Origin of the sequence: Nocardia sp. NPDC050697 (assembly GCF_040654395.1) — a bacterium.
Classification (GTDB): domain Bacteria; phylum Actinomycetota; class Actinomycetes; order Mycobacteriales; family Mycobacteriaceae; genus Nocardia.
The window spans coordinates 808,751-819,602 of record NZ_JBFAHY010000002.1 but is presented as its reverse complement, the minus strand read 5'-3'; the positions used below and the strand labels follow the sequence as shown (position 1 = coordinate 819,602).

Here is a 10,852-nt window from a genome sequence, read left to right as displayed (position 1 = left end):
TCGGGGTGCGCCCGGGGCCTCGGCGCGCAGCAGCGCGGCTCGGCGTGCGGGGTGCTGCCACCACCGTAACTGCTTGTGAAGCCCTGCACAAAGTCGGTGAACCGGGCCTCATTTTGCCCCGGCAAACCGCCGGCGAGCGAAACACCGGCGAACCGGGCGGGGGTCAGCGGCTCAGATCGGCGCGCAGCCGGGGCTCGTCGACGTCGAAGTAGGAGTGCTCGCGGCCGTCCAACAGCACCACAGGCAGGCGATCTCCGTACTCCGCGCGCAATTCCGGCCGCGTCGCCGCCGCCTCGTCGACATCGACGGTTTCCGGGGTGAGCCCGAAGTCGGCACAGATTTCGCGCAGGTGTTCGAGTGCTGTAGCACACAGCCCGCAGCCGGTACGTGTCAGCAAAGTCACCGAACGAGAGGGTCCGCTCATGGTCATCATCAAAACACTGCGCGGCACGGCCGATCCGGCGGACCGGGTCGCGGGAATCCGTCGGCTCCGGCGGTTAGTGTGGGATGTGGTTCGCGCGAACGGGCGGAGGTAGTCGGTGCCGGAACGATCGAGGATGGCTAGGGGCGGCTTCATCGCGGGCCGGTTCGGCGAGTTCCCGGTGCGGTGGAACGTGGGTTCGATCGGCCAGGGGCTGCAAGATCAGATCGCCCGCATCTCCCGCAGCCCCTTCGGCCCCAGCGAGGAGGAGGTGCGGGCGAACCTGGCCGGCGAGGCCAGCGCCGATGCCGCCCTCACCCTGCACGAGTCCGAGCTCGCCGAGGGCGTGGACAGCGGCACCCCCGAGGCCCCCCGCGACCTGACCGCGGCCGCCTTCTTCGACGTGGACAACACCATGGTCCAGGGCGCCTCCATCGTGCACTTCGCCCGCGGCCTGGCCGCGCGCAAGTACTTCAAGACGTCGGACCTGATGGACGTCGCCTGGAAGCAGGTCAAGTTCCGGGTGACCGGCAAGGAGAACAGCACCGACATGGCCACCGGCCGCGAGAAGGCGCTCGCCTTCATCGCGGGCCGCCCCACCGCCGAACTCGCCATGCTCGGCGAGGAGATCTACGACGAGATCATCGCCGACAAGATCTGGCCCGGCACCCGGGCACTGGCCCAGATGCACCTGGACGCCGGCCAGCAGGTCTGGCTGGTGACCGCCACCCCGGTGGAGCTGGCCCAGGTGATCGCCAAGCGCCTCGGCCTCACCGGCGCCCTGGGCACCGTCGCCGAAAGCGTGGACGGAAAGTTCACCGGCCGCCTGGTCGGCGACGTCCTGCACGGCCTCGGCAAAGCCCACGCCGTCCGAGCCCTGGCCATCCGCGAGGGCCTCAACCTCAAGCGCTGCACGGCCTACTCCGACAGCCACAACGACGTCCCCATGCTCTCCCTGGTGGGCACGTCGGTGGCCATCAACCCCGACTCCGACCTCCGCGAGGTAGCCCGCAACCGAGGCTGGGAAATCCGCGACTTCCGCACCGGCCGCAAAGCGGCCAAGATCGGCGTCCCCACCGCCCTGGCACTGGGCGCAGCCGGCGGCGCAGTAGCCGCCGCAGTAACCCACCGCAAGAACCACTGACCTGGGGTAACCCCCAAGTCCCTCACGTCCCCACCTTCTCAGCCACCCCGGGGGCGAGTCTTACGAGCCCCGTTCGCGGCGGAGCCGCGCCATCAAACTCAGCCCAGCACCGGGTTCCGCCGCTTCGCCAACTGCTTGTAAAGCGTCTGCTGAATAGTCTCCCGAACCTGATCGGTCACCTCGAACATGAGCATCGGATCGTCAGCAGCCTCGGGCGAGTACTCCGCCGTGTCGATCGGCTCCCCGAACTCGATGTACCACTTGCTCGGCAGCGGCACCGCCCCCAGCAGCCCGAGGTGCGGGAACGTAGGCGTCACCGGGAAGTACGGCAGCCCGAGCAACCGAGCCAGCGGCTTGATGTCGGCGAGCTTGGGATAGATCTCCTCCGACCCGACGATCGAGCACGGAATGATCGGCACCCCGGTCCGCACGGCGGCGGCGACGAACCCACCCCGCCCGAACCGCTGCAACTTGTAACGGTCGGCGTAGTTCTTCCCGACCCCCTTGAACCCCTCCGGGAACACCCCGGTCAGCTCCCCGGACCGCAACAGCCGCTCGGCATCGGGCGGGCAGGCGAGGGTGTGCCCCGCCTTCCGGGCGAGCGTCCCCAGCACCGGCGTCTCGAAGACCAGATCGGCGGCGAGCAGCCGCAGCGCCCGCTGCTTGGCGTGGTGATCGTGCACCGCGAGCTGCAACATCAGCCCGTCGATCGGGATGGTCCCGGCGTGGTTGGCGACGAGCAGCGCCCCACCCACCTCCGGCACGTGCTGCATGCCGTTGACCTGCACCCGGAACCAGTGCTCGGCGAGCGGCCGCAGCGCGGGCAGCAGCACCGACTCCAGCAGGTGCTCGTCGAACCCGAACTCGTCGACCTGGTAGTCACCGGAGAGCCGCCGCTTGGCGAACTCGGCGGTGCCCCTGATCCCCTTCCCGAGCAATCCACGGACCAGCCCGGAGACCGACTGCGGCGCCCGCGGCCCGGCATCCGGTAGTCGATCCGTGAGCGACGTGACCGACCCGGCCGGGCTCCGCCCCGCACTGTCCCAGCGCCGGGCGGTCGGACGCTGGCGCGTCTCGACAGCCCCCTCCGGCAGCCGGATGACCTTTGCAACATCGTTCATCTGTGTGCTCCCGTACCGGCCCCGACAAGGCCGAGCAGTTTGTTTTCTGCGGCATCGATCCACGCCGGGTCGATGACGGGTCGCAACGCTGCGCCCCCGATGAAGTCGTCGAAAGCCTGCACCGTTGTCCAGCGCGGCTGGAAGCCGAGCTCGGTGCGCATGCGGGTGGTGTCCAGCCCGCAGCCGAAGTGGAAGTAGTCGAGCTGTTCGCCGCTGAATTCGCGCATGACCCGGCCCATGAGGGTGCGCCCGACGGTGCGGAAGACCGAGAACGGCACCGGCACCTGGATCCGGCCCGCCCGCCGCACGCCCTGGGAGAGCGTGAGCGCGCCGTCACCCGCCACATTGAAGGTGCCGCTGGCGACGGTGTGCGCGGCGTGCACGAGCGCGGCGACCGCGTCCTCCTCGTGCAGCAGCTGCATTCTGGCGTCCCGGCCGAAGACGGTCGGCGTCACCGGCGACCGGAGGTATTCGATGCCGCGGGCGGCGAGCCGGGGGCCGACGATCGGGGCGAGCCGCAGGGTGGCGATGGCGATATCCGGCCTGCGCCGGGCGAGCCCGCGGACGAAGCCCTCGACCTCGATCATGTCGCGGGCGAAGGCGCCGCTCGGCGGCCTGCGGGCCCCCATCTCCTCGGTGAATTTGGCCGGGTCCTTGGCGCTGCCGCCGTAGACCGCCGAGGAGGAGCGCACCGCGACGCGGCGCATGGTCGGCGCCTTCTGGCACACGGCGAACAGCTGCATGGCGCCGAGCACATTGAGATCTTTCATGACCGCGCGCCCGCCGCCCGCGGGCGGATGGGTGAGCACGGCGGTGTGGACGAGGGTGTCGACCGCATTTCCGTCGACCACCTTGCGAATCAGCGGATTCCGAATATCGGCGCGCACGAATTCGGCCCGGCCCATGCGGCGGCGGAGTTCCGCGCTCGGCATCACGGAATCGACCGCGAGCACCCGCTCGATCGCGGGGTCGCGGGCGAGCCTGGCGACGACATCACCGCCGAAGAACCGGCTCGCACCGGTCACCATCACCACCGTGGGCTGGTGCCCGTCCTTCGTGTCTGCACCCATTCGCACCGGATCCCGCCTGATAGGCCCCCCAGGCATCTGTTTCCGCGTTCCAGCGTAGCGGCTGTGAACTGCGGCGCCGACAGTATTAACCAGGTTCTAACGATGACTTCAGTCACCGGAAACGCGGCGCCAGGAGACCAGGGATAAATCCGACCGCTCGCTCGAAATAACGCGGTTACAGCGGAAATTCGCGCTGGTGTTGCGACCTCAACAATTCAAAGCGGAAAGAAAACGAAAAGCCCGCCACCGCGATCGGTGACGGGCTCCACGCACGACGCGAGGGACTACTTGCCGAGTTTGCGCCGCTGCACCCGCGTGCGGCGAAGCAGCTTCCGGTGCTTCTTCTTCGACATGCGCTTGCGACGCTTCTTGATCACTGAACCCATAGGGTCGTCCTCGCGTTTCCTCTACTCGGCGCTCTGGGCGCGGTTGACACTGTTTCGCTCGCCCCGCCGGGCTCCGGACACACCGAAGCGGTGCCACCGGCGGGCGAACGCGAACCGACTGTTCATCCTACCGGGACACCGGAGCCACTCCGAATCCGCCTATCCGGCGTCGAAGTAGGAGGTCTCCAGGTATTCGTGCACCGCCTTGGCGTGCACCCGGAACGACCGCCCCACCCGCACCGCGGGCAGCTCACCCGAGTGAACCAGGCGATACACCGTCATCTTGGAGACCCGCATCAACTCCGCGACCTCGGCCACCGTGAGGAATTGCGTGCCACCGGCGAATACCGATTGCCCCTGCGCGGGGCCGCCAGGTGGTCGCGGACCACCGCGGTTGGACGGCGAGCCCGGCCCGCCGGTTCCGTTGTTCGCAGACATCTTGTTCGCAGACATCATCGCACCATCGACCTCCGGCACGTCCGCGCCGCCGGCTTCCCCACCGGCGGAACAGACACGCACGTGCTCCTTGAAGCTTAGCGGGACCAGTGGTGTTGCTGCGACGGGAGTGAGAAATCGGGTTTGCCCAGCGTGAACCGGCCGGTCACTCCGTCGACGACCCCTGTTCCGCCGAGCGTCGCGCTGCGGCGTGCAGCGCTTCCAGAAAAGCCGAGCGTACGCCGGAACGCTCGAGTTCGCGAAGGGCGGCGGCGGTGGTCCCGGCCGGCGAGGTGACCGCGGCGCGCAGGTCGACGGCGCTCTGCTCGGCGCCCTCCAGCAGCGCGGCGGCACCGAGCATGGTCTGGACGACGAGCGTGGTCGCGACATCGCGGGTCAGCCCGAGCCCGACGCCGGCGTCCACCATGGCCTCGACGACCAGGAAGAAGTAGGCGGGGCCGGAGCCGGAGACCGCGGTGACGGCGTCCATCTGCGCCTCGGCCACCGTCACGACCTTGCCGACCGCGCCGAGCAGCGCGGTGACCAGCGCCAGGTCCTCGGCCTTGGCGTGCCTGCCCGGGGCCAGCGCGCTCATGCCCTGGCCGACCAGCATGGGGGTGTTCGGCATGACCCGGACCACCGGCGAGCCGGCGGGCAGCTTGGCCTCCAGCCGCCCGGTCGGGACGCCCGCGGCCAGGGATACCACCACCTGGTCACCGTCGCCGCCGAGCATGGCCTTGCCGAGCGCGGTGAGCACGCCGTCGACGTCGTTCGGCTTGACCGCGATCACCAGCACGTCGGCGCCGACCGCGGCGTCCTCGATCGAGCCGGTGACCCGGATCCCGAAGCGCTCGGCGAGCAGCTCGGCCCGATCCTGGTGCGTCTCGACCACCACCAGGTCCTTCGCCACCCGCCCGGCTTCGAGTAGCCCGGCGACCAGCGCCTCCCCGATCCGGCCGCCGCCGATCACCGCGATTCTCGTCATGGACCCCAAGGCTAGCCTTACCGCCGCGGGCTACCGCTGCGGGATCAGCGCGAGCTGCCTGCTCTGCGCCACCACCGCCCCGGTGCTGTCCAGGACCAGCTGGTCCTCGTCGAACATGCGGCCGCCGATCTCGTGCGTCGTCGCGATGATCCGGAGCCACCCCGGCACCGGACGGCGGCGCAGGTAGGTGGTCATCTGCACGGTCGGCGCCCAGCCGAAGTGGCCGCGGTTCATCGCCACCGGCGGGCTCATGTCGGCGGCCATCATGGCGAAGTACGCCGCCACCGCCGGGTCGCCCGCGTCGCCGGCGCGCGGCCGCATCCAGAGCCGCAGCCGGGGCTCGGCGGTGTGGTCGCCGTCCAGGAAGCGGGCCCAGCTGCGGTCCATGAAGACGTCGGCGCCCTTGGCCACGTTCACGATCTTGCCCATGGGCGAGCCGGGCTCGTAGCCGATGGCGTCGGCGGTCGGCTCGGCGGGCATGTCGCCGTGCTGCGGCGCGTAGATCGGCTCGGCGTCGTCCAGCGCGCCGAAGGTGAAGGCGGTGCGCACCATGGTCCGGTCGCCCTGCGTCAGCTCCGCGTCGACCAGGCAGATCTGCCTGCCCACCTTGCGGATGCGCACGGCGTACTCGACCTGGCCCGCGTCCGGCGCGCCGAGGAAGTCGGAGCTGGCGGCGATCGGGGCCATGGCGGTGAGCTCCGGTTCGACGGTGTGCAGCCAGCGGGTGGCGGCGGCGGCGCTGCCCGCGACCATGGTGCCGCCGTGCACCTTCGCGCCGATGGTCCAGATCGGCTCGATCTCGCCCAGGTAGCGCCCGGCGCCCGCCGCCTCGGCCGGGATCTCGGTGACCGCGCAGACCCGGCTGAACGGGGCGTCGGTGGCGGTGGACCGATCGAGATCGGCGGTCGACTGCGACATCGTCACTCCTGTCCCGCCGCGACCGGGGCGGCGCGACGTTCGTACAGCGTAAACCAGGCCCCCGGCGGGCCGCGCGGATGGTGGGCGGTCGCCCTCAGTTCTGGTTGGCGCCCGCCACCGGGCGGCCGCCGCAGTGCGCCCGCGCGAAGGCGAGCGTGCGGCGCAGCATGGCCGCCCGCTCCTGCGTGGTCCTGGCGTTCTGGGTATTGATCTCGGCCACCACGTGGCCGCGGAAACCGCTCCGCAGCAGCTGGTCGCAGACCGCGGCGCAGGGCTGGGTGCCGTCGCCGGGCACCAGGTGCTCGTCGCTCGCCGCGCCGCGGCCGTCGGCCAGGTGCAGGTGCGCGAGGCCGGAGCCCATCCGCTCGGCCAGCGCCAGCGCGTCGGTGCCCGCGGTGGCGGTGTGCGAGAGGTCGAGGGTGTAGTTGCGGAAGCCGACGTCGGTGGGGTCGTAGGAGGGGCTGAAGGCGGTCAGCCCGCGGCCGGGGCCGCCGCGCCGCTCCAGCCGCCGCACCGCGCGCTCGCCGCGGCCGAAGAGGGTGTCCGCGCGCATCGGGAACATGTTCTCCACCGCGACGATCACCCGGCTCTCCTCCTCCAGCCGGGCCACCTGCGCGGCGAAGCCCTCGGCGTAGCGGCGCTGCCAGCGGAACGGCGGGTGCACCACCACGGTGTCGGCGCCCAGTTCCTCGGCGGCGCGCACGCTGCGGTCCAGCTTGGCCACCGGGTCGGCGCCCCAGACGCGCTGCGAGATGAGCAGGCAGGGGGCGTGCACCGCGAGCACCGGCAGGTCGTAGCGCCGGACGTAGCTGCGCACGGTGGCCATGCTCTGGCTCGCCGGCTCGGCCCAGACCATGAGCTCGACCCCGTCGTAGCCGATCTCGGCGGCGTACCGGAACGCCGACTCGGTGTTCTCCGGATACACCGAGGCGGTGGAGAGCCCGATCTTGATGGAAGTCACGGCAGCGAACCCCTCAGCCGGTACTGAGCAGGAACGCCAGCGGGCCGAGCGTCACGAAGGTGCCGACCACGACGGCGATCACCGTGCTCAGGATGTCGTCGGTGCGGCGCAGCACGCGGACCAGGGCGACCAGGCCGAGGATGACGATCATGGCGAGCGCGAGCGCCACCCAGGGCAGCATCTCCCACATGCGCTCGAAGCCCTTGAACAGCAGCATGCCCGCGACCGCGGCGGCGGCGCTCTGGCCGCCGAGGATCATCCACTGGCGGCGGTTGAGATCCTGCTCGGAGAGGCGGGAGCGGCTGCTCGCGGCGGTCGCCGCCGGCTGCGCGTCGCCGGTGCGGCCGGGCAGCTTGTCCGTCAGGGAGCGGGTGAGGCCGCCGAGGCCGGCCAGCACGGCCGCCTTCGGCTTCTTGTCCTTGCCCTTGGCTTTGCCCTTGCCGCGCTTGCCGCGGCCCGGTGCCTCGAACTCGCCGGATTCGTACTCGTCGTCGTAGTCCGGGCGGTACTCGCCGGACTCGTACTCGTCGTACTCCCCCGTCTCGAAGCGGTCGTTCTCGAATTCGGGGTCGTAGTCGTCGTCGTACTCGTCGTCGAAGTCGCGCCGGTCCTGCTCGCCCTTGCGGAGCAGGTCGCCCGCGACGGTCTGGCCGGAGATCAGCGGCTGCTCCTGCGGCGGTGGCCAGGCGGGCTGCGGCGGGCCGTCGGCCTCGGGGGCGGGCGGTGCGGGCTGGCGCCTGCGGGCGGACCAGGCGGGGAGGCCGCCGGCCGGCGGCGGGGTGCGCGGGACCGGGCCGGACTCGGGCTCGTCGCGCAGGGACCAGGCGGCGGTCGACGGCGCCTCGTCGTCGGGGGGTTTGGGGCCGTAGGGGCCGTTGGCCTCCGGGCCGGGGGGGCCGTTGAAGGCGGGGGCGCCGTTGCGGCCGGGGGCCGCGCCGAGGTCGGGGCCGTTCGGGCCGGGGAAGGGGGCGCCGAAGCGGTCGGGGGCGCCGTTCGGGCCGGGGGGACCGCCGAAACCCTTGGCGCCATTGCGGCCGGGTTCGGGTGGCCCGCCGAAACCGTTGCGACCGGGTTCGGGTGGGCCGCCGAAACCCTCGCGGCCGGGATCCGGAGCGCCGGCGAAACCCTTGGCGCCATTGCGGCCGGAGTCAGGTGGACCGCCGAAAGCGTTGGGGCCGTCTCGACCAGGGTCGGGAGCGCCACCGAAGCCGTTCGCGCCACTGCGTCCGGGGTCGCCGCCGAAGCCATTGCGGCCCGGGTCGGGGGCGGCACCGAAACCGTTGCGGCCCGGCTCGGGTGCACCACCGAGACCGTTGGCACCATTGCGGCCGGGGTCGGGAGCGCCGAGGCGACCGGGGGCGCCGAAGGGGCGCTCGTTCGGGGGCGCGCCGTTGCGATTCTCGGCGCCGCCGAAATCCGTGCGGGGCCCGAAGGCGCCACCGTCGGAATCCGCCTGCCCACCGCCGAATTCGGGGCGCGGGGCATCGCGGCGCCCACCGGCGAACGGGGTGATCCGGGTGACCTCGGTCGGCCGCCCGGCATGCGGCGCCTGCTCGCCGCCGCGGGCACCGCCGCGCGCGTTCTCCCGCGCCGCGCGCACCGCCTCCTCGGCCGCCCGCGCGGTTTCGGCCCGCGCCGCCTCCGCGGCCAGCGCCTCCTCGACGCGCGCCGACTCCGACTCCTGTTCGGCCTGAACCGCTTCCGCCGCCTCGGCGGCGCGCCTGCGCTCCGCCCGGCTCAGCCGCGGGCTCTCCGAGGTGTCGATCCCGATCCCGCTCGGCGGGGGGGCACCGGTCTCCGCCGGCTCGTCCTCGTCCGCCCTGCGGCGCCTGCGCCGCCCGGATCCGGTCTCCGGCATGGGGAACGACGGCCGCTCGTCCTCGTCCCTGACCCGGCGCCGCCGCCCCGGCTCCGGCGCGGCGGGCGCGCCGGCGAGCGGGTCGTAGTAGGCGATGGGGCCGGAGACCGGCGAGTAGCTCGGCAGGTCCGAGGCCGGGCCGGGCGGCGGGTAGGCGGGCGCGGCGGATTCCGGCGGCCCGTAGGCGGAACGGGCGGGCGGGGACGGGGTTCCGGCGTCCTGGCCGTACGGGGTCAGCCCGTACGCCGCGAGATCGAAGCCACCGCCCGCGGGCGGCTCCGGCGGCTCCGGCTCCGCCTCCGGCGCCGCGTGCGACGAACCGCCCGGCGTCACCGCGGGCTGATCACCGGTCAGGTCGGCCACCGAGATCCCGCGGCCGGCGCGCCTGCGCCTGCCACCCGACGATCCCGACGAACCGCCCTGGCCGTTGCGGGCCAGCAGTTCGGCGACCGAAAGCTGTTTGGGGTCCTCACTCATGACGGCACCGTTTCGATCGGACCCGCCGACGCCGCGGAGCCGGAGCGCGCGGCCTCGACGACCTCGCCTCCGGACAGCAGTGCGTCGACCTGTCCGCCATTCATGTCAGTATCCAGTTTGCGCAGGATCAGACCTTCGCGCAGCGCCCAGGGGCAGATCTCGAGCGTATCCAGCGACAGTGCTCGCATACTCGCCTCCGCGACCAGCGCGCCGGCCACCAGTTGCTGGGACCGGTCCGAACTCACGCCTTCCAATTCCGCCCGGTCCGCCGCCGTCATCCGGGAGATGAACGCGATCAGCTGACGCAGGCCCGAACTCGTGAGTGTACGGCGCACCCGGGGCCCCGCGCCGGACGGTGCCGCTCCGGTCAATCGCGCGAGCGAGCGGAAGGTCTTCGAGGTGCCCACCGAGAGGTCCGGTTTGCCGGGTTCGAGCAGTTGCTTTGCGGGCGCGACGAGTTCGGCGTCCAGCCAGTCGCGGAGCACCGCGATCCGGCGCTTACCCGGCGGATCCTCGTGCAGCCAGTCCCTGGTCAGCCTGCCCGCGCCGAGCTGCAGCGAGAGCGCGGCGTCCGGCGCCTCGTCGCAGCCGGTTGACATCTCCAGCGAGCCGCCGCCGATGTCAAGGTTGATGATCCGGCCCGCGCTCCAGCCGTACCAGCGGCGCACCGCGAGGAAGGTCAGCCTGGCCTCGTCGACGCCGGTGAGCACCTGCAGGTTCACCCCGGTCTCGGCGCGCACCCGGCCGAGCACCTCCTCCGAGTTCCCCGCCTCGCGCAGCGCCGAGGTGGCGAAGGGCATGAGCATCACGCAGCGCGAGGTCTCCGCGATGCTGGCGAATTCGCCGACGGTGTCGATCAGCCTGCGGGCGCCCGCCTCGGTGATGCAGCCGTTGTCGTCCATGTTCTCGGAGAGCCGCAGCGCCGCCTTCGTGGAGCTCATCGGCATGGGGTGCCCACCACGATGCGCGTCCACCACGAGCAGGTGGACGGTGTTGCTTCCGACGTCGAGTACTCCGAGCCGCACTCCGAATAGGGTACCGGTACCGTCCGGCCTGCGAGCGCCCCGGCGAAGCTG

The 10,852-nt window shown here is 71.9% G+C and carries 10 protein-coding genes and 1 pseudogene; 1 reads left to right on the top strand and 10 read right to left on the bottom strand.

Translation table 11 applies throughout. From position 1 onward, the window contains the following. Nucleotides 1-163: 163 nt before the first annotated feature. Nucleotides 164-424, bottom strand: coding sequence for a glutaredoxin family protein (locus AB0H71_RS11495; RefSeq protein ID WP_357018521.1), 261 nt, complete (start codon nt 422-424; stop codon nt 164-166). A 133-nt stretch (nt 425-557) separates the two neighbouring features. Here AB0H71_RS11495 and AB0H71_RS11490 point away from each other — a divergent pair, with 133 nt between their 5' ends. Then, complete coding sequence (locus AB0H71_RS11490; RefSeq protein ID WP_357018178.1) at nt 558-1,565, top strand: HAD-IB family hydrolase; 1,008 nt, start codon at nt 558-560, stop codon at nt 1,563-1,565. 98 nt (nt 1,566-1,663) lie between these two features. Here the strand turns inward: AB0H71_RS11490 and AB0H71_RS11485 are convergent, their stop codons facing one another. From AB0H71_RS11485 to AB0H71_RS11445, 9 genes and pseudogenes are all read right to left on the bottom strand, one after another. Next, entirely contained in the window at nt 1,664-2,686 is a 1,023-nt protein-coding gene (locus tag AB0H71_RS11485) for a lysophospholipid acyltransferase family protein (protein WP_357018175.1), read from the bottom strand. Beyond that, complete coding sequence (locus tag AB0H71_RS11480; protein ID WP_357018172.1) at nt 2,683-3,756, bottom strand: NAD-dependent epimerase/dehydratase family protein; 1,074 nt, start codon at nt 3,754-3,756, stop codon at nt 2,683-2,685. The genes AB0H71_RS11485 and AB0H71_RS11480 overlap by 4 nt, the downstream gene beginning before the upstream one ends. 284 nt (nt 3,757-4,040) lie before the next feature. Then, on the bottom strand, nt 4,041-4,142 hold the full coding sequence (locus AB0H71_RS11475) for an AURKAIP1/COX24 domain-containing protein (protein WP_003402602.1): 102 nt from the start codon (nt 4,140-4,142) through the stop codon (nt 4,041-4,043). Between the two features lie 159 nt (nt 4,143-4,301). After that, complete coding sequence (locus tag AB0H71_RS11470; protein WP_067653755.1) at nt 4,302-4,460, bottom strand: helix-turn-helix domain-containing protein; 159 nt, start codon at nt 4,458-4,460, stop codon at nt 4,302-4,304. A gap of 283 nt (nt 4,461-4,743) precedes the next feature. Further along, nucleotides 4,744-5,562, bottom strand: coding sequence for a pyrroline-5-carboxylate reductase (gene proC / locus AB0H71_RS11465; protein ID WP_357018169.1), 819 nt, complete (start codon nt 5,560-5,562; stop codon nt 4,744-4,746). Between the two features lie 30 nt (nt 5,563-5,592). After that, nucleotides 5,593-6,480, bottom strand: coding sequence for a thioesterase family protein (locus AB0H71_RS11460; protein ID WP_357018166.1), 888 nt, complete (start codon nt 6,478-6,480; stop codon nt 5,593-5,595). A 94-nt stretch (nt 6,481-6,574) separates the two neighbouring features. Beyond that, nucleotides 6,575-7,441, bottom strand: a complete 867-nt coding sequence (locus AB0H71_RS11455; RefSeq protein WP_357018163.1) for a sugar phosphate isomerase/epimerase — start codon at nt 7,439-7,441, stop codon at nt 6,575-6,577. Between the two features lie 13 nt (nt 7,442-7,454). Further along, a pseudogene (locus tag AB0H71_RS11450) lies at nt 7,455-7,709 on the bottom strand (hypothetical protein); the annotation flags it as partial. Nucleotides 7,710-9,772: 2,063 nt separating this feature from the next. Beyond that, on the bottom strand, nt 9,773-10,801 hold the full coding sequence (locus tag AB0H71_RS11445; RefSeq protein ID WP_357018161.1) for a Ppx/GppA phosphatase family protein: 1,029 nt from the start codon (nt 10,799-10,801) through the stop codon (nt 9,773-9,775). Nucleotides 10,802-10,852 lie beyond the last annotated feature (51 nt).

Bases quoted from the DNA above. Each gene is read 5' to 3' on its own strand.
- AB0H71_RS11460 (WP_357018166.1), bottom strand. From the start codon at position 6,480: ATGTCGCAGTCGACCGCCGATCTCGATCGGTCCACCGCCACCGACGCC.
- AB0H71_RS11495 (WP_357018521.1), bottom strand. From the start codon at position 424: ATGAGCGGACCCTCTCGTTCGGTGACTTTGCTGACACGTACCGGCTGC.
- AB0H71_RS11475 (WP_003402602.1), bottom strand. From the start codon at position 4,142: ATGGGTTCAGTGATCAAGAAGCGTCGCAAGCGCATGTCGAAGAAGAAG.
- AB0H71_RS11485 (WP_357018175.1), bottom strand. From the start codon at position 2,686: ATGAACGATGTTGCAAAGGTCATCCGGCTGCCGGAGGGGGCTGTCGAG.
- proC (WP_357018169.1), bottom strand. From the start codon at position 5,562: ATGACGAGAATCGCGGTGATCGGCGGCGGCCGGATCGGGGAGGCGCTG.
- AB0H71_RS11480 (WP_357018172.1), bottom strand. From the start codon at position 3,756: ATGGGTGCAGACACGAAGGACGGGCACCAGCCCACGGTGGTGATGGTG.
- AB0H71_RS11490 (WP_357018178.1), top strand. From the start codon at position 558: ATGGCTAGGGGCGGCTTCATCGCGGGCCGGTTCGGCGAGTTCCCGGTG.